General features: G+C 50.5%; 24 protein-coding genes. 5 read left to right on the top strand and 19 right to left on the bottom strand.

The features are described from left to right. The 5 genes from B5066_RS03830 to B5066_RS03810 are packed head-to-tail and all read right to left on the bottom strand — an operon-like array spanning nt 1 to nt 4,801. Entirely contained in the window at nt 1-954 is a 954-nt protein-coding gene (locus tag B5066_RS03830) for a sugar kinase (protein ID WP_079474635.1), read from the bottom strand. Between the two features lie 17 nt (nt 955-971). Continuing rightward, complete coding sequence (locus B5066_RS03825) at nt 972-2,252, bottom strand: TRAP transporter large permease (RefSeq protein WP_079474634.1); 1,281 nt, start codon at nt 2,250-2,252, stop codon at nt 972-974. Continuing rightward, on the bottom strand, nt 2,249-2,743 hold the full coding sequence (locus B5066_RS03820) for a TRAP transporter small permease (protein ID WP_079474633.1): 495 nt from the start codon (nt 2,741-2,743) through the stop codon (nt 2,249-2,251). The genes B5066_RS03825 and B5066_RS03820 overlap by 4 nt, the downstream gene beginning before the upstream one ends. Nucleotides 2,744-2,755: 12 nt before the next feature. Beyond that, nucleotides 2,756-3,766: a TRAP transporter substrate-binding protein gene (locus tag B5066_RS03815; RefSeq protein WP_079474632.1), complete on the bottom strand. Its 1,011-nt coding sequence runs from the start codon at nt 3,764-3,766 to the stop codon at nt 2,756-2,758. Between the two features lie 18 nt (nt 3,767-3,784). Then, nucleotides 3,785-4,801, bottom strand: a complete 1,017-nt coding sequence (locus B5066_RS03810; protein ID WP_079474631.1) for a LacI family DNA-binding transcriptional regulator — start codon at nt 4,799-4,801, stop codon at nt 3,785-3,787. Nucleotides 4,802-5,000: 199 nt separating this feature from the next. On the opposite strand from B5066_RS03810, the gene B5066_RS03805 reads away from it, so the two are divergent. Together B5066_RS03805 and B5066_RS03800 are read left to right on the top strand one after the other, a co-directional pair. Further along, a complete protein-coding gene (locus tag B5066_RS03805) occupies nt 5,001-5,423 on the top strand; it encodes a MarR family winged helix-turn-helix transcriptional regulator (protein WP_158219211.1) in 423 nt (140 codons plus the stop codon). Next, nucleotides 5,420-6,613, top strand: coding sequence for an MFS transporter (locus B5066_RS03800; protein WP_079474629.1), 1,194 nt, complete (start codon nt 5,420-5,422; stop codon nt 6,611-6,613). The genes B5066_RS03805 and B5066_RS03800 overlap by 4 nt, the downstream gene beginning before the upstream one ends. Nucleotides 6,614-6,666: 53 nt before the next feature. Here the strand turns inward: B5066_RS03800 and B5066_RS03795 are convergent, their stop codons facing one another. The 9 genes from B5066_RS03795 to iolC form a co-directional block, all read right to left on the bottom strand. Beyond that, nucleotides 6,667-8,022 carry a sigma-54 interaction domain-containing protein gene (locus B5066_RS03795; protein ID WP_079474628.1) on the bottom strand — a complete coding sequence of 452 codons (1,356 nt, stop codon included), beginning with the start codon at nt 8,020-8,022 and terminating at the stop codon, nt 6,667-6,669. A gap of 158 nt (nt 8,023-8,180) precedes the next feature. Then, nucleotides 8,181-9,095 (bottom strand): aldo/keto reductase, encoded by a 915-nt coding sequence (locus tag B5066_RS03790; RefSeq protein WP_079474627.1) that lies wholly within the window; start codon nt 9,093-9,095, stop codon nt 8,181-8,183. Next, a complete protein-coding gene (locus B5066_RS03785; protein WP_079474626.1) occupies nt 9,092-10,123 on the bottom strand; it encodes a LacI family DNA-binding transcriptional regulator in 1,032 nt (343 codons plus the stop codon). Before B5066_RS03785 ends, B5066_RS03790 begins: the two co-directional genes overlap by 4 nt. Before the next feature lie 177 nt (nt 10,124-10,300). Further along, nucleotides 10,301-11,239 (bottom strand): myo-inosose-2 dehydratase, encoded by a 939-nt coding sequence (gene iolE, locus B5066_RS03780; RefSeq protein ID WP_079474625.1) that lies wholly within the window; start codon nt 11,237-11,239, stop codon nt 10,301-10,303. A 48-nt stretch (nt 11,240-11,287) separates the two neighbouring features. Beyond that, nucleotides 11,288-12,328, bottom strand: coding sequence for an inositol 2-dehydrogenase (iolG, locus tag B5066_RS03775; RefSeq protein WP_079474624.1), 1,041 nt, complete (start codon nt 12,326-12,328; stop codon nt 11,288-11,290). An 85-nt stretch (nt 12,329-12,413) separates the two neighbouring features. Then, entirely contained in the window at nt 12,414-13,427 is a 1,014-nt protein-coding gene (locus B5066_RS03770; RefSeq protein WP_079474623.1) for a Gfo/Idh/MocA family protein, read from the bottom strand. A gap of 194 nt (nt 13,428-13,621) precedes the next feature. After that, the gene (gene iolD, locus B5066_RS03765; RefSeq protein ID WP_079474622.1) at nt 13,622-15,541 is read right to left on the bottom strand and encodes a 3D-(3,5/4)-trihydroxycyclohexane-1,2-dione acylhydrolase (decyclizing); all 1,920 of its coding nucleotides are present in this window, start codon (nt 15,539-15,541) and stop codon (nt 13,622-13,624) included. Nucleotides 15,542-15,657: 116 nt separating this feature from the next. Further along, nucleotides 15,658-17,109, bottom strand: a complete 1,452-nt coding sequence (locus tag B5066_RS03760; RefSeq protein WP_079474621.1) for a CoA-acylating methylmalonate-semialdehyde dehydrogenase — start codon at nt 17,107-17,109, stop codon at nt 15,658-15,660. An 85-nt stretch (nt 17,110-17,194) separates the two neighbouring features. After that, nucleotides 17,195-18,196, bottom strand: a complete 1,002-nt coding sequence (gene iolC / locus B5066_RS03755; protein ID WP_079474620.1) for a 5-dehydro-2-deoxygluconokinase — start codon at nt 18,194-18,196, stop codon at nt 17,195-17,197. A 258-nt stretch (nt 18,197-18,454) separates the two neighbouring features. On the opposite strand from iolC, the gene iolG (B5066_RS03750) reads away from it, so the two are divergent. The 3 genes from iolG (B5066_RS03750) (at nt 18,455) to B5066_RS16665 (ending at nt 20,545) form a co-directional block, all read left to right on the top strand. Further along, a complete protein-coding gene (iolG, locus tag B5066_RS03750; RefSeq protein WP_079474619.1) occupies nt 18,455-19,480 on the top strand; it encodes an inositol 2-dehydrogenase in 1,026 nt (341 codons plus the stop codon). A gap of 15 nt (nt 19,481-19,495) precedes the next feature. After that, nucleotides 19,496-20,293 (top strand): 5-deoxy-glucuronate isomerase, encoded by a 798-nt coding sequence (iolB, locus tag B5066_RS03745; RefSeq protein ID WP_079474618.1) that lies wholly within the window; start codon nt 19,496-19,498, stop codon nt 20,291-20,293. A 99-nt stretch (nt 20,294-20,392) separates the two neighbouring features. Then, nucleotides 20,393-20,545 (top strand): hypothetical protein, encoded by a 153-nt coding sequence (locus tag B5066_RS16665; RefSeq protein ID WP_179124021.1) that lies wholly within the window; start codon nt 20,393-20,395, stop codon nt 20,543-20,545. 19 nt (nt 20,546-20,564) lie between these two features. On the opposite strand, the gene allB is transcribed toward B5066_RS16665, so the two are convergent. From allB to pucL, 5 genes are read right to left on the bottom strand one after another with little or no spacing between them, the layout of a single operon-like run. Beyond that, the gene (gene allB / locus B5066_RS03740) at nt 20,565-21,899 is read right to left on the bottom strand and encodes an allantoinase AllB (protein WP_079474617.1); all 1,335 of its coding nucleotides are present in this window, start codon (nt 21,897-21,899) and stop codon (nt 20,565-20,567) included. 15 nt (nt 21,900-21,914) lie between these two features. After that, nucleotides 21,915-23,168: a pyridoxal-phosphate-dependent aminotransferase family protein gene (locus B5066_RS03735; RefSeq protein WP_079474616.1), complete on the bottom strand. Its 1,254-nt coding sequence runs from the start codon at nt 23,166-23,168 to the stop codon at nt 21,915-21,917. Nucleotides 23,169-23,182: 14 nt separating this feature from the next. Then, a complete protein-coding gene (allC, locus tag B5066_RS03730) occupies nt 23,183-24,424 on the bottom strand; it encodes an allantoate deiminase (RefSeq protein WP_079474615.1) in 1,242 nt (413 codons plus the stop codon). 27 nt (nt 24,425-24,451) lie between these two features. Continuing rightward, nucleotides 24,452-24,802 carry a hydroxyisourate hydrolase gene (uraH, locus tag B5066_RS03725; RefSeq protein ID WP_079474614.1) on the bottom strand — a complete coding sequence of 117 codons (351 nt, stop codon included), beginning with the start codon at nt 24,800-24,802 and terminating at the stop codon, nt 24,452-24,454. Next, a complete protein-coding gene (pucL, locus tag B5066_RS03720) occupies nt 24,803-26,380 on the bottom strand; it encodes a factor-independent urate hydroxylase (RefSeq protein ID WP_079474613.1) in 1,578 nt (525 codons plus the stop codon). Nucleotides 26,381-26,392: the final 12 nt, after the last annotated feature.

The following is a 26,392-nucleotide window of genomic DNA, read 5'->3' as shown; positions in this document are numbered from 1 at the left end:
TTAACGCTCCACGCGTTCTTCGTTTCCAAGCGCTGCTTCCACTTCTTCCAGCAGCGGCAGCCCTTCGTTATCGCCTGCTACCTGTACCACTTTTGCTCCCGCCACCGAGCCAATTTTCAACGCCTTTTCCAGCGGATAGCCCTGCAGCAGCCCGTATAAAAAGCCAGCATTAAAGCCGTCTCCTGCACCTACGGTATCGGCTGCCTTTTCAACTTTTTCCGCCGGTTGATACACGGTTTTGCTGCTTCCGTGTTTCCCCGCTGCGCCTTCGCTTCCATTTTTAATAATGATGCGGTCAATGCCATACGATTGGAACGAAGCGATATGCTCTTCGATGGACTGGCCGCCAAACAATATGTCTGCTTCGTCTTTGCCGCTCAGCATAATATCAGCGTATGGAAGCAGTGACCGGATCGCTTCTCCAGCCGCTTCCCTGCTCCACAGCTTTAAACGGATATTCGGATCCATGGCTGTAAGAGTTCCCTGCTCTCTTGCAAAGCGGGCCGCTTCCCGAAGCATTTCCACGTTTTCTGGCCGTAGCGAGGCGAACACCCCGGTCATATAAAACACCTTGGGCTGTTTGCTCAGCTGTTCTTTAATGTGCTGTACTGTTAGTTCCTCTGTAGGCGACGGGAAACGGTAATAAAACGTACGTCCATTTCCGTTTTCAAGTGTTTCCTTAAAATTCACGGGAGTGGCGTAGTGTTCTTCAAGTGCTGTTCCCGACATGTCAATCCCTTCACCGCGCAGCGTGTTCAGAATATGGCGGCCGAATTCATCGCGGCCTAGGCGGGTGATCATCCCCGTCTGAAGGCCGAGACGGGCACAGCCGACAGCCACGTTCAGCTCGGCCCCGCCTATTCTTCTTTCAAATTCCGTCGTAAACCGCATCGGTCCCCGCTGCTTCGGGTTCATGGTAATCATTGCATCTCCAATTGTAAGGACGTCCTGCATCTTTGCTGCCTCCATTCTTATTCAAATGCATTCGGCAGCCACATGAAGATGCCTGGTACGAATGCGATTACTAAAATTACAATCATAATCATGCCGATGTACGGAATTGTCGCTTTAAAGGAACGGCTGATGGAAAGCCCGCCGATCGCGCTTGCAAGCAGCAGGCACAGTCCGTACGGCGGTGTCACCAGGCCTACAGCGAGGCACATGAGAACGACAATGCCGACATGGATCGGGTCGAGACCGAGCTCTGACGCCGCCGGCAGAATAATAGGAACAAATAAAATGATCGAAGGGACCGTGTCCATAAACATGCCGACAAATAAAAACAATAAGATGATCAGGATAATCATCAGCCACGCATACGGCACCGACTCCTGGAAAAACGATGAAATGTGGGCCGGAATATTGTTATAGCTGATAAGCCTCCCAAGCGAGGTAGCGGTAGCCAGCGCAAACAGCGTTAGCGAGCTGAGCTTTAATGTTTCAATAACAATGTCCGGAAGGTCCCGCAGGCGGATGCTTTTATAAAAAAAGTACGCCAGAATAAACGAGTAAATGCAGGCAATGATCGACGCTTCAGTTGGTGTGACGAACCCGCCCATGATGCCGACTAAAATAATAATCGGCGTAAGGAGCGGCGGAAAGCTCCGGATACCATGTTTAACAATCGCTTTTGTGTCGAGCCGGTCATGCTTCGGATAATTATTTCTCTTAGAAACCACTAATATAAACAGCATTAAGCCAATGCCAATCAACAGTCCCGGAATAATTCCGCCGATAAACATCTGGCCAATCGATACTCCGGCCAGGCTCCCGTAAATCACCATTGGAATAGATGGCGGGATAATCATCCCCATCGTGGAAGATGCGGCCGTTACAGCCACCGACGTCTCTGTGCTGTACTTTTCTTTTTTCATGTTAGGGATCAGGATTTTCCCTACCCCGGCCGTGTCCGCCGTAGATGCCCCTGATATGCCTCCGAAAAACATAGAAACCACTACGTTGGAGTGAGCCAGGCCCCCGCGGATGTGGCCAACAAGCGAAACTGCAAATTGAATGAGCCTCTCGGAAATCTTTCCCCGGTTCATGATATTTGCCGCAAAGATAAACAGCGGCACAGCGAGCAGAATAAAGGAGTTCAATCCGACAAACATCTGCTGGATGACAGACTCAAGCGGCACGGTTCCCATGACGAGAAAGCCGACATAGCTGACAATGCCAATCACAAACGCAATTGGGACGCCCAGAACCATTAATATTAAAAAGAGCAGTATTAGTCCAATAGCGGTTATCATTTTTTATTCACCTCCACGATGTTTTGGTAGTGCTTCCAGTGGTCCATCGCATTCTGAAATGCAAACAGCATGATGCCTGCCCCGGCAACCGGTACTGGAAGCCAAATAAAGAATTGACTTACTCCCGGGAGGTAGTTCAGCGTCCAGCTGGTGAACTGGGCTGTAATCTGCACTCCGTGGATTACAAATGCAAGGCCGAACAGGATTAAAAAGAAATGAATGACTATCTGCAGCGCAAGCAGATACTTACCGGAAAGCTTTTCCAGGAGAATGCTTACGGTAAAATGCTGGCGCTCTCTCACCATTGCTGCTGCTCCCAGCAGCACCATCCATATAAAGGAATAGGTGGCCACTTCCGCCGACCACAGGAAGGCGATGCCGGGGATATAGCGGGTCATTACCTGCATAGCGACACATATAAAGAAAATGGAAAAAGCGGCTGCCCCTCCCCACAAAAACACTCGCTGTATTTGATCGATAAAGGCTCTCATGTTCTCGCCCTCCTATTCATCCTTTAATTCCTGGACTCTCTCATATTCTTCTTCCATCCCCAGGTTATCGACTGCTTCTTTACGTACCTCTTCCGTCTGCTTTGTAAAGGCTTCTTTATCTACCTCATTGATCTCCATGCCTTCTTCCTGCAGCTTTTCCCTGTAATCGCTGGCTAATTCCTGATCAGTAGCACGCGCCGTTTCAGTAGCTTCCCGGACAGCTTTATCGACTGCTTCTTTTTGTTCAGCATTCATGCCATCATAAACATCCTGGGTGGTGAAAAACACCCGCGTCGTAACGTCGTGCTCGGTGAGGGATAAATGATCTGCTACTTCATAATGGCTTGCTAAATAAATATTGGTAAAATCATTTTCTGCCGCGTCCGTCAGGCCGTTCTGAAGCGCCTGGTACATTTCATTCCAGGCTACACTCGTCGGCTGGGCCCCAAGTGCCTGCCATGTGTTTGTCACCACCGGCGAATCCTGGGTCCGGACCGTTTTATTTTCCAGATCCTCCGGCGTTTCTACCGGCTGGGTGCCGTAATAATTACGTGTGCCTGCCGACCAGTAATCAAGCACTTTAAAATTTGATTTTTCTTCCGTCACCCGGGCCACTTCGTCACCTACTTCACCATCTACCACCCGTTCCCAGTGCTCCCGGTCTTCAAAGAGATACAAAATAGAGAAAAAATCTACTTCCTTTACCTTCTGGGCCAGGTAACCGGGGGAGGCCACCACCAGGTCCACCGAGCCGGTCTCTGCGCTCTGGGCAAGCTCTGCCTCACTCCCGCCGAGCGAACCATTCGTGTGTACTTCCACCGTTACACTGCCATCGCTTTCTTCTTCTACCACTTCTTTAAATTCCCTTAAGCCAACGGCATAGGGACTCTGATTATCAAGCTGAGTGGCTGCTACTAAATGAACGCTTTCTTCAGCGCCGGCCGTGTTATCATTGCTGTCGCTGCTGCAGCCGGCAATCACTCCAGCTGCCAGTGCCATCATGGTAACGCTTACTTTTTTCATTGCTTAAAACCTCCTTTTTTATGCTTTTATTTCAGTAGAATCCCTTACATGAAAAGTTGTCCGATGTACATATTCCCGGCTTAGTTCCTCTGCCGGCACTCCGTCGTTTACCTGCTTCAGTAAAAGCTCCGCTGCTTCTTCCCCCATTTGGTAAGCTGGCTGCTCAATAGTAGTCAGCGAGGGAGAAAAGAAAGAAGCGTATTCCACTTCATCGAATGTCACCAGGGCAAGATCTTCAGGAATATTGAGTGCGTATGTTTTAGCAAATGTCAGTGCTTCTACGAGCATGCGGTCGTTGGAGATAAACAGCGCGTCCGGCTTCTGCTGCCGGCTCAGCATGGCGCTTAAAGCCTTCTGGGCTCCGTTTACTTCTCCGTGGTACATAAGCTTTTCATTTTCAGCAATGCCCGCTGTCCGCAGCGCTTCTTCGAAGCCGCGGAACCGTTCTTTTCTCGTATTCATTTTCAGCTCCGGGCCGATAAAACCGATGTTGCGGTACCCTCTGTCGATTAAATGCCTCACCGCTTCGTACGAAGCCTTGTAATTATTTACAACGACAGAAGGGGCTTCTGACTGCTCTACCGTTCGGTCCAGAAATACTAAAGGAATTTGATAGCTTAGAATGTCTTCATAATTTTTCCGGTCCTGGCTGCTCGGAATAATAATCATTCCATCAATCTGCTTTGCCATCAGCATATCAATGTACTGTTTTTCTTTCGTTTCATCGTCATCCGCATTACAAATGATGACGTGATAATTATATTTAATGCACATATCTTCGATCGCTCTGACCACCAGAGTGGAAAACCGATGTACTACGTTTGCGATAATAACGCCGATTGTTGTTGTTTTTTGCTGTTTGAGCCCCCTGGCAATAGCATTCGGACGGTAGTTTAACTGAGCGATGGCCTGTTCGATGCGCCCTTTTGTTTCTTCGCCCATGTATGTAAACCGGCCGTTCATAAACTGGGAAACGGTGCTTATGGAGACATTTGCTTCTTTTGCCACATCACGCAGCGTTACATTTTTACGCATAGCTACCCTCCTGATAAAACGTTTTAGTAAAACGATTTATTTCATTCTAAAAGATACACCTTCAAATTGCAAACGCTTTATTTAATTTTTTTAGTGCAAGCAACCGCTTCCAGGGTTTACCTTCTTAATGTTTATTCGTATACTGGTACAGTTGAAATTGGTTAGCATGCTAATTAAATTCAGAAGGAGCTTTCTTTCTATGGAATCAGACCAGCTTATCCATATGATCCATCAGCGCTCGCGTATGCTCTCGAACACGTTAAACGACACCCTTGCCCCGTTTGGCCTCTCCCATGCACAGTATATGATTATGTATATGCTCGATACAGGCGGGCCGGCCACCCAGGCACATATGCGGAAATACCTGCAGGTGGAAGCCCCGACGATCACCCGTACGATCGCCACAATGGAGCGTAACGGCTGGGTTGAAAAACGCCCCGGCACAGACCGCCGTACGCAGATTATTCATCTTACCTCTGACACGAAGCAGGCGCTTCCGGGCATTAAGGAACAAGTCGCCGAAGCAGAAAAGCGGTCTCTTGATCAGCTCTCAGCCCGGGAACGGGAAGCTCTTTACTCCCTGCTTCAAAAAATGACGAACGAAAGGAGCCTGGAACGATGAGCCGTCATGATCATCCCATCTGGACGAAGGATTTCATCAGTATAACAATCACCAACTTCATGGTTTTCACCGTATTCTATTCCCTGTTAACGACGCTGCCCCTCTTTGTCACAGGCAGTCTCGGAGGCACCAGCGCCCAGGGCGGACTCGTCGTTACGATAATGCTCGTTGCTACGATTATCACCCGGGTATTTGCCGGAAAAATTATGGAGAAAATCGGACGTAAACGGGCGCTGGTCTGGGGTGCTGCTGCATTTGTTGTCTGTACTTTTTTATATCTTTTTGTTGATACATACAGCGGCCTGCTGCTGCTGCGATTTGTCCACGGCATTCCTTTTGGTGTCCTAAGTACAGCTACGGGAGCTATCGCTGCCGACGTCATTCCGAACGAGCGCCGCGGAGAGGGCCTCGGTTATTTTACGACCTCCATGAATGTCGCGGTCGTCATCGGTCCGTTCATCGGGCTTACGCTGATCCAGTTTGCCCCCTTCACCCTTTTGTTTACGCTCCTTGGCGTATTTATGATTATCGGGGTCTGGTGTGCAGCCATTGCCCGCGATCCGGGCATCCCGGCATCTCCGCAGCCAGGTAAAAAGAAGCTGTCCATTCATGACTTTATTGAACTGCGGGCGCTTCCAATCGCGTCGATCGGACTGCTTGCCTCTTTTTCCTATGCCGGCGTTATTTCGTATATGTCTCTGTTTGCTGAAGCAATGAACCTGATTCAAGTATCAAGTTTCTTTTTTCTTGTGTTCGCTGCTGTGGTCATCGCTTCGAGGCCGGTGGCCGGACCGTTATTTGACACGCGCGGACCGGGGACGGTACTGTACCCCTGTCTGTTGATCTTTGCCATTGGCCTCGTAACGCTCAGCTTCACTACAACCGGCTGGATGCTGCTGTTATCTGCTGCGTTGATCGGCCTCGGATACGGCACGCTTCTCCCCGGTTTTCAAACGATGTCTATTCAGGCAGCCCAGCCGCATCGAAGCGGGCACGCTACTGCTACATTTTTTATCATGTTCGACTCCGGCATCGCCCTCGGGTCCTTTGTTCTCGGCCTGTTAGTGAATGCGGTCGGCTACCAGTATTTATATCAAATTACAGCAGCTATTATACTCCTGACCATTGGGGCGTTGTTTTTATATTTCCGGCTTTCATCAGTTTACGTCTACGAAGAAAATAAGGCGTAGCTCTCTATAATTTTCCATATAAAAAGAAGCAGGAGCGCTCCTGCTTCTTTTTATTACATCTGGTGGTCGCGCATTTTTTTGTATAAGGTGGTCCGGTGAATCCCAAGTTTTTTAGCAGCTTCTGTTTTATTTCCGTTTGCTTCTTCAAGTGCCTGCTTAATCATCGCCTGTTCCTGGGCCGATTTCTGATCTTTCCAGTTTGCAGCCCCCGTACGTTCAGTTTTGGTTTCCTGAGCCAAAGCAGCAGACTCGCGTGCTGTTACAGAAGGGAGCGGGAGGTCTTCGGTGCGTATTTTTCCTCCGTCGTGCATAGCAGCGAGCTGTTCAATAACGTTCATCAATTCCCGGATATTGCCCGGCCATCCATACTGCTTCATGGCTTCCATGGCTTTATTCGTTATTTTTAGCGGCTTCACGCCCAATTCGGTGGAAAAGTGTGTATTATAGTATTCCACAAGAAGCGGAAGATCTTCAATCCGGTCCCGAAGCGGCGGCAGGCTTACTGCTATTACGTGCAGGCGGTAGTATAAATCCCGGCGGAACCTGCCCTCCTCTACCAGCTGTTCGATATTTTCATTAGTAGCAGAGATAATCTTCATGTTCACCGGAATCGGAGCAGCATTGCCGACTTTACGCACATATGAATCTTCAAGCACGCGAAGCAGGGCTGCCTGCATAGCCATGGACATATTGCCTACTTCATCGAGAAACAACGTACCTTCGTGAGCTGCCTCGAGTAAACCGACAGCCCCGTACTCAGGCTGCATGGGTACTTCTTTTCCGAATAGCTCTTCTTCAAGATGGGCATCGGGGATGGAGGCGCAGTTCACCGCTATAAATTCCCCTGTTCTGCCGCTCTCCTGGTGAATGGCCTGGGCAAATAATTCCTTGCCTGTTCCTGTTTCTCCGGAAAGCCAGACGGGGGTTTTCGTTTTCGCTGCCCGTTTTGCTATCTGAATGGCACGGTGAACCTCTTCATTTTCTCCTATGATACGCCGGAAAGAAGCAATGGATGGACGGAAGGTGGGCGAGGAGGACGTTTCAGAAGTATGTAGCTCTTTTAAAGCTTTTTCCGTCCAGACTCCAGTTACTTTTCCTTTTTTGTTTACAACGGCGATTGGCGGATACTGCTGCTCCCATGATTCCGGAATTTGGCCTTCAGTAATCTGGGAAACTTCTAAAATCCACCCGTCTTTAATTTTTTTATTAAGGCTCTTCTCTTTATAAATGTGATTCCATACCTTTGCTTCATCGAGAACACCTATCGGACGGCTGTCTTCATCCACCATCACCACCGTATCTTTTTCCCCGTCTTTCCAAACCTTCAATACGTCTGTCACTTCTGTTTTTGACGCTTCAAGCGTACGCGGTTCTGCTACAAACTGTTTCCAGTACTCTACTTCTGCCACGCCCCATCACCCTTCCTGTTTATGAATTGCTACTTCCTTATTCCCGCATGCTTCCCGAAAGAAACAACAGCTTTGCTTTGAAAGACTTTTTCACCGGTTCTCTTTCCTTATATAATTAACGCCCTTTCCTGCGAAGGAAAAGGCATCGATTGCTCCAATTAAACAGTAAACAGGGAGATGTCTTTATTATCAAGAAGATCAACAGCTTTAGCGTTACTTACCAGCTGTTCCGGCGTTTTACAGCCAGGGATGACTGCATGAACGCTTGAATTGGATAAACACCAGGCAAGTGCCCATTGCGGGAGGGGGACGTCGTCTGGAAGAGTTTCCTTTAGCCGCAGCGCCTCCTGAAGAGCGGCTTCCTGTTCATTCTGCGGGTGGCGATGGCGAACATCATCTTCTGCAAAGGAGGCCCCTGGTGTATATTTTCCGCTTAAGTAACCGCTCGCCATTGGTACCCGGGCAATAACCCCCAGATGCTGGCGGTCACATTCCAGAAATGCTTCCTCTGCAGTTTTGCGATCCAGCCGGTTATATACCAGCTGTATCGTTTCTGCACCGACAGCTTCCGCCTGCCTGATTTGGTCCATATAATCCTTTTTCTTTACCGAAAGGCCGATATGGCGAATTTTGCCGGCTTTTTTCTGTTTATCAAGCATCGTCCACAGCTTGTCATTCTGGAATTCTTCGTCTGTTCCGGAGTGGAATTGATAAAGATCGATATAGTCTGTACGGAGCGCCCGCAGGGAGGCTTCGAGCTGCTTTTGCACATCTTCCGGGTTATAGTGCCGGGTCCGGTCGTTTGGTCCGTGAAAATGATGGCCAAATTTGGAGGCCACAAACCACTGATCCCGGTCTTTCTGAATGGCGGCGCCGGTTAATTCTTCTGCGAGGTGGTCTCCGTAGCATTCGGCCGTATCAATAAAGTTAATATCTTCCGTCCTTGCCGCTTCAAACAGTCCGTCTACTTCTTTCTGGGTAAAAGTTTTGCCCCATTCCCCGCCAAACTGATAGGTTCCAACACCTACGACAGAGACTTCTTCACCGGTTTTTCCGAGCATGTTATATTTCATGAGCCAGTCACATCCCTTTCTGCTTCTTTTATGCCTGCGGTCGTCTCACGGACGTGCAGTTCGGGGTTTAGTATAATAGTCCGCGTCGTTTCGTTTTTACCTCCGATCCGGTCGATCAGCATCTGGGTTACCAGCCGCCCCATTTCAAGAATAGGCTGCGCTACTGTAGTCAGCGGCGGGTCACTCAACGTAGCAATAAATGTATCGTCAAAGCCGACAACCGACAGATCCCCCGGCACCCGGCGTCCCGCTTCCTTGCCTGCCTGGATACAGCCGATTGCCAGAAAGTCGTTCAAAGCAAACACTGCGGTGATGGCAGGATCATTCTGCAGAGCCTGACGCATAGAATTTTTAGCATCGCCAATTGAATTATTGTCTTTTACAATTACCGCTTCTTCCCGGCTTACTCCGTGTTCGTCATACGCTTCGTAAAATCCTTTTAACCGTTCGGTATCACTCGAGTTGTTCATTTCGCCTACAACAAAAGCAATCCGGATGTGGCCGGCCGTGAGCAGATGCTTCGTCGCCTCGTATCCGCCCCGGTAGTCATCGACAAGCACTGTGTCCACGTCAATTGTCGAGGCGTCTCTTGCCACCAGCGCCAGGGGTATCTTCTGTTTCATAAAATCCTGCAGCGCTTTCGAATTCTGTATCCCTGTGCCCAGAATAATGCCATCCACCCGTTTTTGATTCAGCCACCATAAATATTGAATTTCTTTTTCCGGATTATTGTCGGTATTACATATAACGACATTGAAGCTGCTTGCATGTCCTGTATCCTCTACGCTTCTTGCAAGCTCGGCGAAAAAGGAGTTCGCAATATCAGGAACCAGCAGGCCAATCGTATTCGTCTGCTTTCCGGTAAGAGCGGAAGCTACTGTGCTTGGCTGGTAATCGAGCTCATCCATAATGGCGAGCACCCGCTGTCTTGTTTTTTCTCCTATTTTTCCTTTGTTGTTGATCACCTTTGACACCGTAGCGATCGAAACCTCTGCCCGTTCTGCGATGTCATAAATTGTTGGTCTCATTTTATCTTCCTCATTTTTGTCGTTTCGTTTATTATAATTCCTCCGTTCTTTCCTATCCACCGGGAGAGCCTTTTCTTTTCACATTTCTCATGTAAGCCTGTAACCTGAAAGCCTTTATGAAAGTCCTCCCAGCAGCAGAAAAAAGCATTCCGATATATTCGAAATGCTTTCGCTCGCTTATCTGCCGGCTTTTTCCCCGTATTTTTCCTGAACTTTTTCCATCGTTTCATCCAAATGATCCTTCGCCATTTTTGCATATTTGTACGGAGGGGCAACGTCCGGGTCCTGCTCTGCTTCTACTACTGTCCAGCCCCGGTAGCCCCGCTTCATCAATTCTTCAAGGACAGGCTCAAAATCAATGCAGCCATCTCCGGGCACGGTAAACAGCCCTTCAAGCACAGCCTCCCGAAACGTCAGATTCTCTTTAATTGTTTTATTCCAAATGTCTTCACGGACATCTTTGTAGTGTACATACTTAATACGGTCGTAGTAACGGGTCAGCTGATCCATTGGATCATAGTTGCCAAAAAAAGCGTGGCCGGTATCATACAGCAGTGACACAGCATCTTCATCGGTTTCTGCCATTAAACGGTCCACGTCTTCCCGCTGCTCTACAATCGTACCCGCGTGCGGATGATACACGAGCTCCAGGCCGTATTTTTTCGCGATGTGCCCAGCCTCATTCAGTCCCTCCACCATGCTCTGCCACTGCGCTTCTGACGGTGCCGTAATTTTTGCTTTGTCTGGATCGTCTTTATCCCAGTGCATCGAGTTGCCCATTTCACAGACAATCACATATTCGCATTCCATGTCTTTTAAAAACCGGACCCATTCCTCGAAATCGCGGACTTCCTGCTCTTTATGCTGCAGATTGGAAAACTGGGTTCCGACAAATTTACTGGCAAGCGTGACCTCGTGTTTCCCGAGAATCGCTTTTAATTCCTCGAGATTACGCGGGAAGGTGCGCCCCATTTCAGTCGCTTCGTACCCGATCTCCCTCATTTCGCCTAGAATCTGATCTAACGAATAGTGGTCTCCAAGCCCTGGAATGTCATCATTTACCCAGCTGATAGCTGCAATTCCGAGATGAAACTCGTAATTTCCAAGTCCCGCCATTTGCTGCACCCCTCTTTTAATAGTGTTATTATACTTTCTGCCTCTGCTTTAGTCGGTATAGACCTTGTCCTGGTGCACATCCTTCATGTAAATGCGTTCGCCGTTGTTTTTAAACGATTCGGTGGCCGCAAGCGCTACCTGCATATTGATCTTGGAGTCCAGTGAAGTAACCCTCGGCTCTTCGTCGCCTTTAACGCATTTAATAAACTGCTCAAGCTCAAGAACATATGCCTCCCGGAACCTTGTCTGGAAATTTGGCACAATTTCATGGTTGCTTCCGGTGCTGCTTTGAACCGTCACATCACTGTTCCGCAGCGATCCGACGAAAATGGCCCCTTCAGTGCCGATGATCTCTGCCCGGATGTCATGGCCATACGGGGAGGTTCTGCTTGCTTCCACATCCCCGGCGCCTCCGTTTTCAAATTCCAAATACGTGATGGCTTGATCGACGTCTCCGTATTCCTCCATAAATGAATTAATAAGAATACGGCCATGTCCGGAAACAGAAGAAATTTCAGAGCCCATCAAATACCGCGCCATGTCATAGTCATGAATCGAGCAGTCTAGAAATATGCCGCCGCTGTTTTTTATAAAAGAAGCGGGCGGGGAGCCGCTGTCTCTTGAAAAGCCTTTAAAATAAATCGGCTTTCCGATTTCGCCGGCATCGATGCGTTCACGGGCATCATGAAAACCAGGATCGTACCTTCTCATAAAGCCGACCTGGCAGACAACGCCGGTCTCTTCTATCACCTTGATGACTTCGTCCGCTTCTTCCACAGTGGAGGTCAGCGGTTTTTCCACGAAAATCTGCTTACCGCTGCGTGCTGCTTTTATAATCATGTCAGCATGGGTGCTTGTCGGCGTCACAATTACCACTGCATCCACGTTTTCGTCAGCAAACACTTCCTCAGGATCAGATGTCCAGCGTCCCACCCCAAGCTGTTCAGCCACCATTTCGGCATGTTCGGCGAGTGGATCACAAACAACCGTCAGCTCGGCTCCTTTCACTTTGTTCATCATGTTGCTTGCATGGAACAATCCCAGCCGCCCAAGTCCGAGCACCGCTACTCTAATATCATTTTGTGCCATTTGTGCACCTCCTGTGTGTTTATTGCCCGCCTGTCTTTTATCTGCTCTTCTCTAGGGCTTCTGTGCCACCCCTTTTTTCTTTACTCTAAGAAAGAACTTTGTTTAATTGCTCGGCAATATTTATTTCTTCACCGGTTTTAGCGCTTTCATAAATGCTTGTCAGCAGGAAGGTTGACTTGTAAGCTTCCTCTGCATTTACCGGTGGTTCTGTACCGTTGACTAAGGCGTCAATGAACAGGCGGTCTTCTTCTTCATAACCCCATTTTTTGCTGACAGGCATCAAGTGGTAGTCAGAGGAATCAATTTCTCCTTCAAGGCCGCAGGCAATTTTCACAGTTTCGAGTTCTGCGGTCGTTGCCGTACTGTATTTTCCGTAAATTTCAATTGCTTCAAACGGGAAGCTCCATCCCGAGTGGGCAAATGTATTGAATGTCATGACCATTCCGGATTCAAAGGTCAAAAGGATCGCAAAGTTATCCAGTTCGCTCTCGGACACAGCCCGTGTTGCTTCGCATTTCACCTTTTCCACCTCACCGAAATAAAACCGGCACAGATCCATCAAATGAAATGGTGTTTCGTATAAAAAGCCTCCGGTTTTCGCCGGATCAGACGTCCAGGCAGGATGCAGCAGCTCTCCCCGGTTCATTTTGAAATGGGCAGAGTACGCCTCAAGCTGTCCGGAATCCATGTAGCTTTTAATTTTTTTGTACACATAGGCATAGCGGCGGTTCATGCCGAGGTTATAGCAGGCTTGGGATTTCCGTGCGGCATCACGTATCTGCCTTGCTTCTTCTTCCGAGGTCGCCATCGGCTTTTCACTGAATACGTTTACATTATTCTTTAAACAATGAAGAACCGGGCTGACATGCATCGTGTTTGGCGTGGTGACATAGACAGTATCCACGCCTAGCGCAATCAGCTCTTCGATGGAGCCCGCTGTACGCACGTCCGGGCCGGCTTCTGCGGCTAGTTCTTTCGCTTTATCCTCAAAAATATCGGCGATACCAATGATTTCGACCCGCTCGTCTTCTTTTAAAAGAGCAGCATGAACAGCGGCAATGTGCCCAGCTCCCAGTATTCCTACCTTAACTTTTTTCACGTTCCAAAACCTCCTGCACTATTATTTATGGTTATTATAATTGTTTTTGAGTAAGCGCTTAACTTATGTTTATACTATCGTTTCCTTTCGGGTAATTCAAGGGGTAAACGGAAAAAATGTAAGCGATTTATCAAAAAGCTGGCTTTCTATACGAAAAAGCGCTCAAAGCCAGGGATTTGAGCGCTTTTAACCATCTAATATTTGCGGGCCTGCTGCAGCTGCTTTTCTTTATCTTCAAAAGCTTCCCGTACACTTTCTCGTTCAGAAACTTCCGAAACGCCGACGTGCCACCAGGATTCATAATCCCCGGTCATTGTTTTCGGCAGTACCTTTACGTCAATCAGCGTAGACATTGTTTGCTTTTTCGCATCAGCAATAGCTTCTTTCAATCCTTCCTCTGTCGTCACCCGGTACGTTTTCAAGCCGTAGCCTTCAGCTACCTTGGCATAGTCAATGTGCATGACGCTTCCGCACATTTCATCCTCTGTTTCATCCCGATGACGGAATTCGGTTCCGATGCTCTGCATGCCATTGCCCATCTGCAGGTTGTTAATACAGCCGTAGCCGGAATTATCAAACAGCATCACGTTAATCTTTTTGTTTTCCTGCACGCTTGTAATCATTTCCGAGTGCAGCATCAAAAAGCTGCCGTCTCCGACCATGGCGTATACTTCTTTATCGGGCTCTGCGAGCTTGGCCCCGAACGCTCCGGAAATTTCATAGCCCATGCAGGAATAGCCGTACTCCATGTTGTACCGGTACTTCTGGCTCGACTCCCACAGGCGCTGCATGTCACCAGGCAGGCTTCCGGCCGCTCCAACGGCTACAGCGTCTTCATCGATCTCCCGGTTCACAACGCCGAGCGCGGTTGTCTGGGCCAGGTCCGTGCCCAGCACTTTACGGTACTCCTGCAGCTCCTCGTCAAGATGACCGGCAATTTCTGGCGTAAAGCCTTCTTCCGTATAGCGCACAGAATAAAGGCGTTCTTTTTCTTTGGCCCACGCGGCCTTCGCCTCTTCGGTCTCGTTTTTAAATTCAGACGTGTAGCCCCCGGTCTCATTTACAAGAGCATCGATTACAGCCTGCGCGTCACCGATTAACGGCGAGGCATCCATTTTTATTCCGTGAAATTCCGATACGTTGATTGAAATAAATTCGACATTTTCATCCCGGAACAACTGCTTCGAGGAGGTCGTAAAGTCAGCCAGGCGTGTGCCTACTGCAATAATGACGTCCGCCTTCGGAGCGAGCGTGTTCGCTGCCAGGTTACCGGTTACACCAAGACCTCCGACATTCCATTCATGCGTGCTTTCCACCGCGCTTTTGCCGGCCTGCGTTTCTGCAATCGGCACGTTCCAGGCCTCGGCCATTTTTTTCAGGCTTTCTCCTGCCTCGGAATAGCGGACACCCCCGCCGCAAATGATGAACGGACGCTTTTTGCTCCGGATTAAAGCCGCTGCTTCCTTTACCGAACGCTCATCCGGCACTTTTCTCGAGATGCGGTGAACACGCTTCTGGAAAAATGATTCCGGAAAGTCATAGGCCTCCCCCTGAACGTCCTGTGGCACGGACACAGTAACTGCCCCGGTGTCTGCCGGATTTGTCAGCACACGCATCGCCTGAATCAAGGAGCTCATCAGCTGCTCAGGTCGTGTAATACGATCCCAGAACTTACTTACCGGGCGGAACGCGTCGTTAGTGGAAAGCGTTAAGTCATGAGGCTGTTCCACCTGCTGCAGTACCGGGTCCGGCTGGCGGCTTGCGAAGATGTCTCCCGGAAAAAGGAGCAGAGGGATGTTGTTTACCGTCGCTACGCTCGCTGCTGTTACCATGTTGGCAGAGCCAGGTCCTACAGAAGACGTGCAGGCAATGATACGTTTGCGATTATTCTGCTTAGCATATGATATTGCTGCATGTCCCATGCCCTGCTCATTTTTTCCCTGGTAGACCCGGAGCCGTTTTGCTTCAGATAGAGCCTGGCCGAGACCGAGAACGTTGCCGTGACCAAATATTGTAAACATTCCATCTACAAACGGAATTTCTTCGCCGTCCCATTCAATATACTGCTGCTCCAGAAAACGTACGATTGCCTGTGCTGTTGTTAATACGGGCATAAAAATCCCCTTCCTGTTGTCGTTTTATAGAAGAAAAAACTGCCTTCTCTTCTCTCAGAATAGAAAGGAAAGAGAAGACAGTCCTGGGGTTGTGCTATTGGGCTGAAGCTGTGCGATTACCAGCGGGCGGTCACCATTTTCTTGCGGGTGTAGAACTCCACGCCGTCCTTGCCGTTCGCATGCAGGTCGCCGTAAAAGGAATCCTTCCAGCCCGAAAACGGGAAGAACGCCATCGGCGCCGGCACCCCCACGTTGACCCCGAGCATCCCGGCATCGATCGTCTCCCGGAATTCGCGGACGTGGTGCCCGGAGCTTGTGAACAGGCACGCGCCGTTCGCAAAGCGGGACTCGTTCGCCCACGCGATGCCGGCGGTCAGGTCCGGCACCCGCACGATGGACAGGACCGGCGCAAACAGCTCGTCCTGCCAGATGGTCATCGTCTGCTGCACGTGGTCAAAGATCGTCGGGCCGATAAAGTAGCCCTCCCGGGCCACCTCGTCCTCGCGGCCGTCGCGCACGAGCGTCGCGCCTTCCTCGACGCCTTTGTCGATGTAGGCCTTCGTTTTCTCGAGGTGCCCCTCGCGGATCACCGGCCCGAGGAACACGTCCTTCTCGCGGCCGTTGCCGATGGTGACGTCGTCGGCATACGCCTGGATCTTGGCCACCAGCTCGTCGGCGACGCTCTCCTGCACCGCCACCACGGAGGCGGCCATGCACCGTTCGCCGGCGGAGCCGAAGGCGGCGTTTAAAATCTGCCAGGCCGCGTTATCGAGGTCCGCGTCCTCCATCACGAGCGTATGGTTTTTCGCCCCGGCGAGCGCCTGCACGCGTTTGCCGTGCGCCGTCCCGGTTTTGTACACGTAGTCCGCGACCGGCTGGGAGCCGACAAAGGAAATCGCCGGCACGTCCCCGTGCTCGAGCAGGCCGTTCACGACGTCATGCGCGCCGTGCACCACGGACAGGACGCCCTTCGGGAGGCCCGCTTCCTCGAACAGCTCGGCGAGCCGGTTCGCGAGCATCGGCGTCCGCTCGGACGGCTTCAGCACGAACGTGTTGCCGCAGGCGATCGCGAGCGGAAACATCCAGCACGGCACCATCATCGGGAAGTTGAACGGGGTGATCCCGCCGACGACGCCGATCGGGTAGCGGTACATCCCGGACTCGATGTTCGTCGCAATGTCCGGGAGCTGGTCGCCCATCATGAGCGTCGGGGCCCCGGCGGCAAATTCCACGCATTCGATGCCGCGCTGCACTTCGCCTTTGGCCTCCTTCAGGTTTTTGCCGTTTTCGAGCGTAATGATCTCGGCGAGCTCGTCCCAGTGGCTCACGAGCAGCTGCTGGTAGGCAAACAGGATACGGGCGCGCTGCGGCACGGGCTTGGTCGACCAGTCGCGGTACGCCGCTTTCGACGCCTCCACGGCCTCGTTCACTTCGTCCTTCGAGGAAAGCGGGACGCGGGCGATCACCTCACTGGTGGCCGGATTGTACACCTGGTCGGTGGCGGACCGGGAGGTCACCCATTCGCCGCCGATAAAATTTTTTAAGGTCGTTACTGCTTGTTCCTGCATATCTTCATCGTCCTTTCTATATAAACGGATTGTAGAATTGCTTTTTGAAGTATTTCATATGATTATACCTGAGCACCCTGCCTTCTTAAGACTTTATGGTGCCTTTTCTCACACTTTCATCAATAAATTTCTGTACTTCTTCTGCGTTCGGCATTGCTTCTGAGCAGCTGTGCCGGGAAATGACAATGGCTGCGGACGCTCCGCCAAAATCCATCGCCCGATTAACTTCCCACCCCTGCATCAGACCGTAAACAAAGGAGGAGGCGTAGGCATCTCCGGCCCCGAACGTTTTCAGCACTTCGGTTTCAAAGGTTTTCCCGGTGAAATAGTCTCCGTCCTTCGTGTAGGCAAATGAACCTTCGGCCCCGTGTTTAATCAGCACAATTTCTGCCGAATGGTTAAACCATTTTGCAGCGGTCTTATCGTCGCTGCCGTCCATTTCGGACTCCATATTTTCCATCATATTGAACTCGTCTCTTGTGCCAATAATTAGATGGCTTTTTTCAGCCAGCAGGTTGTAGTACGTGGCGGTTTCTTCCTTGGATTTCCACGTTGCCGGGCGAAAGTCAATATCAAACAGCACCTTCGTTCCGTGCTTGTGCGCATATTCTGCCGCCAGGAAGACCGCTTCCCGGGAAGGGCTCGCAGCAAGCGCCGTACCGGAAAACATGACCGCGGATGTATTTTTAATGTATTCCTCGGAAATTTCGAGCGGACTGATTTTCAAGTCCGCCACGTTGTCTCTGTACAGTAGTATGCTGCAGTCCTCCGGACTGATGATTTCCGTGAAGGCAAGCCCGGTGACCGCCCCCGTATTGTCTGTTTTTACATTTTCCGTATTAATGTTGTTTTTTTCAAAGTAGCTGCGAATAAAATTACCCATCTGATCGTCTGCTACCTTGCCGATGAAGCCGGTGCTAAGACCCAGTCTCGAGGCTCCAATCGTAATGTTGGCCGGAGAGCCTCCCACATATTTCGTAAACGTCCGCGTTTCTTCCATCGGACGGTTGATTTCGTTCGCGTTCATGTCAATCGTCAGCCGGCCCATGCCAACCAGATCCCTTGAACGGTTTTTTGGAAATTCCATTAAAACATAACCACCCTTCGTTGTTTTAATCGATTTATGGTTAAGCGCTTTCCTACTCTATACGTTTGATTCTAAAGAAAGCGCATTCAGATGTAAAGTATTTTTTTGATTTTTCTTTAATTTACATTTAGAGGCATACGACTGCTATATGTTTTCTGAGAAATCTCATTCTTTGATTGATGTAAGCGATTCATTAATGTATAATTCACATTAAAGTTAAGCGCTTTCTTCAAACTACATTTTATGGGGGCCCCGCATATGGTTAATATAGGTGTTATCGGCGCCGGCCGCATCGGCCGGCTGCACATTGAAAATCTTCACCTCCTTCCTGCCACTGTCCTCCGGGCAGTCGCAGATATCAACGCCTCTGCTCTAGAAACGATCGAGCAGGCTTTCTCTCCGCAATATGTAACTTCCAGTGCCGAGGATATTCTTCATGACCCTGAAATTGATGCCGTTCTCATATGCGCTGCCACCTCAGAGCATATTTCTCTGATTGATAAGGCCATTCAAAACAAGAAACACATTTTTTGCGAAAAGCCAATCAGCTTTGACATTAAAGAATCACGCCGGGTCGTCAAGGCGGCCAAAGAAGCAGGGCTCGTGTTTCAGATTGGCTTCAACCGCCGTTTTGACCCTTCCTTCCAGCAGGTGCGGATGATGCGGCTTAACGGCCAGGTTGGCACGCCTGAAATGCTGCAGATCATTTCACGCGATCCTTCCCCGCCTCCAATGGAATATGTGGCAACATCCGGTGGGTTGTTCGTGGATATGACCATTCACGACTTTGATATGGCACGCTATATTATGGGAGAAAATATTGCAGCGATTTCCGTGCACGGCGGTGCGCTGATCGACAAACGGTTCAATGATTACGGTGACATTGATACGGCTGTTATTTCTTTAACGTTTGAGAGCGGGGCCGTCGGCGTGATTGAAAACAGCCGGCGCGCGGTCTACGGCTATGACCAGCGTCTTGAGCTGTTTGGCTCCAATGGGGCAGCCACGGTGCCAAACCAGCCGACCCATCAAGTGGAATGGTGGCAGGACGATTTTATTAAATCGGAAAAGCCGGTGCACTTTTTTCTGGAACGGTATCAGACAGCGTTCGAGCGCGAGATTGCGATGTTTACTGAATCCGTGCAGTCCGGCACTCCGGCTGTGTGCACCGGTGATGACGGCATTGCCGCCCAGACGGCTGCCCTGGCTGCAGCACAGGCCTGGAAAGAAAAGAAAACCGTATATATTGCTGATGTAGAATCCGAAACAATTGAAATCTCTTAGAAAGGAAGTTTATGTATGCCAAATTTAGTTGTAAAACCAGACATCACTGCACAAAAAATTCACGACGTCACCCCGGAAAGCGCCGGCTGGAAATATGTCGGCTTCCAGGTATACCGTGTGCAGGAGGGTGAAAGCATTCAGGCTGACACTGGCGATAACGAAGCATGCCTCGTGCTTTTGAGCGGTAAGGCAGACGTCCAGACTAACAATGACTCCTTTGAAAATCTTGGAAAACGCATGAGCGTGTTCGAAAAAATTCCGCCGTATTCGGTATATGTCCCGGCTAAGGACCGCTTTGAAGTAAAGGCGAATACAGATATTGAACTCGCCGTCTGTAAGGCCCCGGCAACCGGAAAGTATAACGCCCGCCTGATCGGCCCGGATGATGTAGGAACAGAAGACCGCGGCTCCGGCTCGATGTCCCGGAGAGTGCATAATATCCTTCCGGACTCTGAAGAAGCCGAGAGCGTGCTGGTGGTGGAGGTATATACGCCGGAAGGGAACTGGTCGAGCTACCCGCCACACAAACACGATACTGAAAACCTTCCGCACGAGTCCTATCTCGAAGAAACGTATTTTCATAAAGTGGACCCCGAACAAGGCGGATTCCTGATTCATCGCGTTTACGATGATCCGAGGGACCTTGATGAAACGATGGTAGTAAACAGCAACGATGTCGTGATGGTGCCCAAAGGCTACCACCCGGTGGCGGCTCCGGCAGGCTACCAGGCTTATTATTTGAATGTAATGGCCGGACCGGTGCGCAAGTGGAAGTTCCATAATGACCCGGATCACGAGTGGCTGTTGAAATAAGTTTTTCCGCTTCCAAATGAACATTCATTTGGAAGCTTACTTTTGGGCAAATAAGGATATATACTATACAACGATTGTTTCATGGAAAGGAGTGTTCAGATGGCTTTTCAAAAGCTCGCACGTACGATTTTAAAGGCAAACCGTGTTTCCGGTGATGTAAAGGCAGCCAAAAACGGCTCCCTGGGAAAACGCCTTGCGCGCCGCTCCGCCAACCGTGCAGCACGTAAATTCATTAACCGCCTTCTGCGCTGAAAAAGTGGCTGCCGGATTATTATTCCTGCAGCCACTTTCCTTTTCTTTTTGTAAATGTATCAGTTTTTCCGTTATAAATTTCCAGGCCCCGCTGCCATACCGAATGGATCCGGTACGGAAAACGATGTCCTTCAAACAAGCTGTGTTTATGACGCATATGCATCGTTTCGCGCCCTACTGCCGTTTCTTCATGAAGATCGACCAGCACAAGGTCTGCATCCTTCCCTTCTTCGAGGCTCCCTTTCTTATGCAGGCCAAAACGCTCCGCGGGCTTCTCTGCGGTCCAACCTGCTGCCTGTTCCCACGGCAGGCCGTGCTTCGCCGTGAGCTCGAGCACGCTTAACAGCGTGTACGGACCACTCGAAATACCTCCCCACGCTTGCCACAGTCCACCTTCCTTCAACTTCACCGGACACGGGGAATGATCGGAGGTCACCATATCTATGTCTCCCTGCTTCCACCTGGACACCAGTTCCTGCTGCACCGGGGCCTCCCGTAATGGCGGCGCGCATTTTGCTTCAGCCCCGTGCGTTCGCAGCGCTTCGTGGTCAAACATCAAATAGTGGGCACAGGTTTCGAGCGTCACGTCCTGCCCGGCTGCTCTCGCACGTTGAATCACCTCCACCGCCTCAGCAGAGCTGATATGCACGAAGTGCAGCGGACAGCCTGTCTGCTTCGCAAAAACAAGGGCACGTTGCACTGCTTCAAGCTCTGCTTCTACCGGCCTCGAGGCTAAATAATCATCCGCTTCCGTACGCCCCTCTTCCTCAAGCTGCCGGCTGAGCACACTCACTACCGGTGCACTTTCTGCATGAAGGCCAAGTATCCCGCCGTGTTCCGCGATTACCTGCATTCCCTGGAAGAGCGTTTCATCATCCGCCCGTTCAAACTCCGGGTTGCCGCTCGGCGACATGAAGGCCTTAAACGCACGTATCCCCTGTGCTGCCATAGCTGGAATATGCTCTATTCCGCCAGGCACCAGCCCGCCCCAAAGCCCAAAATCCAAAATAGATTTCTTCTGGCCGAGAGCTGCTTTTTCTTCTGCGTTTTCGGTGGTGATTGTAGAAGGAATACCGTTTAACGGCATATCCATATAAGTAGTAATGCCACCCGCTGCAAGCATCCGGGACCCTGTTTCAAAGCCTTCCCAGTCCCGCCCAGGCTCACTGAAATGAACGTGAATATCCACCGCTCCCGGCATTACGAGCATTCCATCAGCGTCTACTACGCTTTGTGCTTTGGCTTCATCAAAAACGCCATGGGCTGCTATTTTTCCGTCCGTGACCGCCACTGTGGTTGCTTCTGTCCCACCGGGGCGGACGACGGTTCCATTTTTAATCAGCAGATCATACATTTCTTAAGTGTCCCCCTATACTTCAGCCGCTGCTTTTGTATCTTCTTTCTGCATGTAAAAGGAGAGCGCTGCCTGCTGGGAAGTGCCGGGGTTTACCGGGGCTCCGGCGTATAAAAGCACGGATTCGAGTGCTCCGAGCACGGCCAGGACATTTTCCTTCCGGCAGCTATAGCCCATGGAGCCGATGCGCCAGATTTTCCCGTGCAAAGGTCCGAAGGACGAAGCAATTTCAATTCCAAACTGACCGAGCAGTATTTTGCGTACCTCATCTGCATCAATGTCTTCCGGCACGTTGATGCAGGTGACGACTGGAAGCTTCGACTCACCTTCTACAAATAGCGACAGACCCATTGCTTTTAAACCAGCCGTCAGCGCTTCCTCGTGATAGCGGTGCCGGGCGAAACGGGCCTCAAGCCCTTCGTTGACGATCAGCCTTGCGCCTTCATGAAGCGCATAAACCATCGACGTTGCTTCGGTATGGTGATTCAAACGGCGCGGGCCCCAGTAGTCCTGCAGTTGGCTCAGATCAAAATAATTACTCCGGATCATCGGTGCCTCCGGCTGTTTATCCGCTTCTGTCGCAATTCCCCGCTCCACTTTTTTACGTGCCTGAAAGCGGCGCCCGAGACGCTCATTGTACGTAAGCGGAGCCATTCCGGACGGGACGCTGAAGCATTTCTGCGTACCGCCGATGACCGCATCGAGACACCATTCATCTGTTTTAACCGGCACTCCACCGATCGTTGCCACTGCATCCACCACAATATAGATTCCGCGTGCCCGGCAGGCGTGCCCGATTTCTTTAAGAGGCTGAATGCAGCCAGTCGACGTTTCGCCGTGCACCATCGCGACGATATCTGGCTGCACTCGATCCATTTCCTCGATGATTTCTTCCGGGGAAAAGACCGTGCCCCATTCCTTTTCAAGCGTGTGGATCTCTGCGCCGTACCGTTCGGCGATCTCGGTCAATAAATAACCGAACCGACCGTAAATAGGCACGAGCACGCTGTCCCCCGGGTGGATCGCGCTCGCAAGCACTGCTTCAATACCAGAACGGGAAGTACCGTCCACCGGAAAGGCCCATTCATTTTCGGTTTGAAAGATGCGGCGCAACAGTTCCATCGTTTCATTCATAATATTTGTAAAAGCCGGGTCAAACTGTCCGACCACCGGGGTGCTCATGGCACGGAGCACTCGGGGATCTGCCTCCACCGGGCCCGGAGTCATGATCGTGCGGAGCGGCGGCTGGATTTCGTGATGATAGTCCATACTTACTCTCCTTTCTAATACGCTAAACGAAACAGGGTTTCTTCAAGCACTTTTACTCCCTGCTCTAAATCACTGGATTTGGTATATTCCTTTGGCGAATGACTTACACCGGCTTCGCTTGGCACAAACAACATCGCGGTCGGATAATAGCTGCCCATGACCTGGGCATCGTGCCCGGCCCCGCTAATCATCAGCCGGGAGGGAATATGAAGGCTTTCAGCAGCTTTGTACATCGTTTCATATACATCTTTGCTCATCGGCACCGGCTCCACTTCCATCCAGCAATCTGAAGAAACTGTCATGCCAAACGATTTTCCCGTGGTGGTATACAGTTGTTCAAGCTCCCGTTCAAATTCATCGAGCAGCGTATTGCTGTGATGACGGACATCCAGGCTGAAAACGACTTTAGAAGCGATCACGTTCGGTACATTTGGCGTAATTTCCATTTTGCCTACCGTGGCCACCATGCTTTCATCTTTCCGCCTGGCCATGGCGGTAATATTTGTAATCAGTTCACTTGATAACACTACCGCATCCTTGCGTTCCGGCATGGGAGTGGTTCCGGCGTGATTGCTTTCTCCTTCCACGGTAATGTGGTACCTGCGCTGCCCGACAATATCTGACACTACTCCCACCGAAGCATTCGACTTTTTCAGTGTGCCTCCCTGCTCTACATGAAGCTCAATGAAGGAGTCTATGTCTTCACGCTTGAGCGGAAGTGATGCCGGGGCTTCAAATTCGCATGCCCGCATCGCCTGGCCGATAGAAATACCGTCTGCATCCTTTAGGGCCTCCGTTTCACCTTCTGGCAGCCTCCCAGTGATATGGCCCGATCCCCAGAACGTGATCGGAAAGCGGCTGCCTTCCTCCTCACAGAAGGATACAATTTCAATGCTCTGTTTCGGTCTCCCGTAGGCCTGCTTTAGCCTTTCTACGGCCAGTACAGCAGCAGCCACGCCGTACGCACCGTCATATTTACCACCGTTTACGACCGAATCAATGTGAGAGCCGGTCATGATGACCCTATCCGTTGTTTCTGTGCCTTCAAAGCGTCCAAATACGTTTCCCACAACATCATAGCGGGCTTCAAGGCCCATGGCCTCCATTTTTCCCTTTACTGCTTCCTGTGCCTGCTGCCATGAGTCATCGTATAACAGCCTTGTCACACCGCCGTCTTCTGTTTTCCCAAATCCGGACAGCCACTGCAGCAGCTGATCGATTTGATCCTGCATTATGTTTGAAGATTGAACAGCCATACGTTCCCTCCTTGGTCTGGCTCTGGATCAGCTTCCTCTATATGTCTGGTAGCCGTAGGGAGATAACAGGAGCGGAAGGTGATAGGACGTTTCGTCCACCGAAAGCGTGACGCGGAGAGCCACCGTTTCCAGAAAATGCGGCTCTTCCTTCGTCCATCCTTTTTGCCGGAGATAGTTCCCTGTTTGAAATTCCAACTCGTATGCGGATGTTTGAATATCATCTGCCTGCAGCAGAGGTTCATCCACCCGGCCATCTGTATTGGTAACCCGTTCGGCCTCTTTAATTTTCCGGCTGCCGTCCAGGCGGTACAGCGTTAACGCTATACCAGCGCCTGGGGTTCCGGATGCCAGATCAAGCACATGTGTAGTGAGTCCCATTTATTCCTCTCCCCCGTGGTTCAGGTCTTCCCGGTGTACAGAAAAGCGCTGGAACCCATACGGCCGTCGCGGCTCCGTATAAACCTTACCATCACTTCCCGGAATGTCTTCGACGACAGTATCCCACGTATGGTTCTGTGATTCGAAGGAAACCTCCTGAAGCTGCGGGAACCGCTCAAGCACTCTGCGCCCAATGTAATAAATCAGCTGTTGAATCGAAGCCGTCTGTGTTTCGTGGAAGACAGCAGCTGCAATATCCTTCACCTGTTCAGCTGCTACGTAGCCCGGGCCGTTCTGGCCAAAGGCCGTCTCCGGCGTTTCATAGATCCAGCCAATGTTCAAATAAATAAACAGCGGGCGGTTGGCATCTTCGGGGAGCGTCGTATATTCATCCCGTATAAAGCCGACAAATGAATTGTCTACTACTTTAACGAGCTGGACATCCTTTACATAACTCTCCTGGTCGATAATTTCCGGAGCCCCAAACGATGTCCGCCCTACTTTCACCATCGCTGCCGTATTTTCGTTACGAGACTTCTTAAATACTACGCCACTTTTGTATCCCGTATTGTCTACGTTCACTTTTTCAAATGGAAGATGGTCGGCGTACACTTCCGCAGTTTCGACATGATCATATTTTTCGAGAAACGCTTCCCCTACATAAGCCAGGAACCCTTCCACTGTAGCGCCCTCGTAGCTGCCCAGATGACGCTGGATAAAGTTTTTCATCGAATCTGTGGCGATGACCATACTGTTATCTCCTTCAGTAAAACTAGGCAGAAAGGCTTCACCGGTGATATTAACAGAAACATTCAAGCCAAAGATGGTGTTATTTGTGCCTTCGTAGGGAGATTCCGGTATTGGCGTGATATCTGTGAAAGGTATGGAGAAGGTCCGGTAGGCAAATACATCGCCTTTGCCGTAGCTCATTGTTCTCCGTTTTTTACTTCCTGTTCTTGTGGCCGTCTGCGATATGCTGGCCGGCTCCGCCGCAAGTGCTGCAGAAGGGCCGCTCTGCTCTCCAGTCCGGACCTCTTCTGTTCCGACTCTATCTTTTGATTCAGTTTTCGTTTCCATTTGTTCTCCTTCAATGATAGCCTCGAGCCGCAAAAGAGCTATTCGGTGAATTTCCCGGACAGCCTGGCGCTCTTCTTCCTCCTGGGAATGCTCCATACGCGTTCGTACTGCCTCCAGGATATCCTCTGTAGTTTTTCCTCTTACCGCCATAATAAACGGCATGCCAAATTTGTCCTGATAACGCTCGTTCCATATACGCAGATCTTCCCGCTGTTCTTCTTCCATTTCCGTTAAACCCGCACTTTCCTGCTCGGAGGTGGATTCTGCACTCATCGGTTTCTGTTCTCCAAGGGAAGGGTGCGCCTGGATCAAGGCCCGCCGGTTTTCTTCTCCGGACGTCATGACTACGCCTGCCATACGCTGATGCAGGTCTTCTACAGATTCCATTGGCCTCACTGGCTCAACTGCTTCAGCCACCCATGGAGAATTTTCATACACTCCTCCGAAAGTGTCGATAAATTCCCGGCGGGATAATTGGTTTACTTGTTCAATAGTTAGCATACACTACTCCTC

The sequence above is a fragment of the Marinococcus halophilus genome (assembly GCF_900166605.1).
Lineage (GTDB): Bacteria > Bacillota > Bacilli > Bacillales > Marinococcaceae > Marinococcus > Marinococcus halophilus.
This window is presented reverse-complemented; position numbering and strand designations above follow the sequence as displayed.